Source organism: methanotrophic endosymbiont of Bathymodiolus puteoserpentis (Logatchev), from assembly GCF_900128525.1.
Taxonomy (GTDB): domain Bacteria; phylum Pseudomonadota; class Gammaproteobacteria; order Methylococcales; family Methylomonadaceae; genus Methyloprofundus.
This window is the reverse complement of the sequence record NZ_FQTQ01000164.1, coordinates 1-973: the sequence shown is the minus strand read 5'-3', so window position 1 is coordinate 973 and position 973 is coordinate 1. Positions and strand designations below refer to the sequence as shown.

At 44.5% G+C, this 973-nt stretch carries 1 protein-coding gene; it reads right to left on the bottom strand.

The annotated features are described in order from the left end of the window. Nucleotides 1–533: 533 nt before the first annotated feature. Nucleotides 534–950, bottom strand: a complete 417-nt coding sequence (locus BQ7314_RS12350; protein ID WP_174483992.1) for a hypothetical protein — start codon at nucleotides 948–950, stop codon at nucleotides 534–536. Between the last annotated feature and the right edge of the window lie 23 nt (nucleotides 951–973).

Genomic DNA, 973 nt, shown 5'->3' with positions numbered 1-973 from the left:
TTGTCATTGGACTGCTAATCAATAAAGTTGAATTTGGGCTAGATATTCACGCTTAATAACAGATTTCACCCACTACCCTTTTTCATCGTTTTTTGATAATTAAAAAAGGAGGATGATTGCATAAAGAAAACAGAAAATACACTGAGTGCTGCATCTGACATACGCTGTCAGCCCCAGATGGGCTGATAGTCCGCGGTAGACGAAGGGTTGTTGCCAATCTGAAGTGCGCTAGCAGCGCGCGAGGGAGGCTATTGTTTTACCGAAGAGCCGTAAAGCTATTTGAGGGAACTGTGGCTATGCAGGGTTTTGGGCATAGTCGTGGTGGACGCAGGGCGTACTGGGGCGCTATTGATTCGCCGCGTGGCGAATCGATTTTTGTGACATGAGTCCAAAAATCTATCAATAGGCGCGGTGGCGCGCCTATTTTAATGGGTCAAATAAAAATAATACTATGCTGGCTATCCTGTTGTGTTTAAACTGCTTTCAATGCGTTTACCCTGTAAAAGCCCTCATCATTAGAAAATATAGAATTTCTATTTAACACTATACCCTCTACCTTCAAGGCAGACGGCATAAGCTCGATCATATTCACTATTCATCTGAGCAATAGCCGTAGACTGTTGTTGAGCTTGTTGCTGTTGTTGGTTCTGCGCCCCTCTGTTTCTAGCACCACGGGCGATGGCCCCCGTGGTTGCTCCAATAGCGGCTCCTCTTGCCGCACCGCCAACAACGGGTGCTGTATTTGCCTGCCCAGATGATGCAACAGGTGGGTTCATAGGATCATAACCCGATTGCTGTTTCCCCCAGACATAACACTGATATTTATCTTTTTCCATTTGCTCTGTACTTTGACCTTTCGCAGGATATACGTACGGTTCCGCTTGTACAGCAGCAGTGCTGCTAGCAAAAATTATCAAGCTGGCAATGAAAGTAAGTTTATTTTTAGTCATATTTTAATCCTTAAAAACAATAG

What these genes read in the sequence shown, in the direction of transcription:
- BQ7314_RS12350 (WP_174483992.1), bottom strand. Translation starts at nt 950, where the DNA reads ATGACTAAAAATAAACTTACTTTCATTGCCAGCTTGATAATTTTTGCT.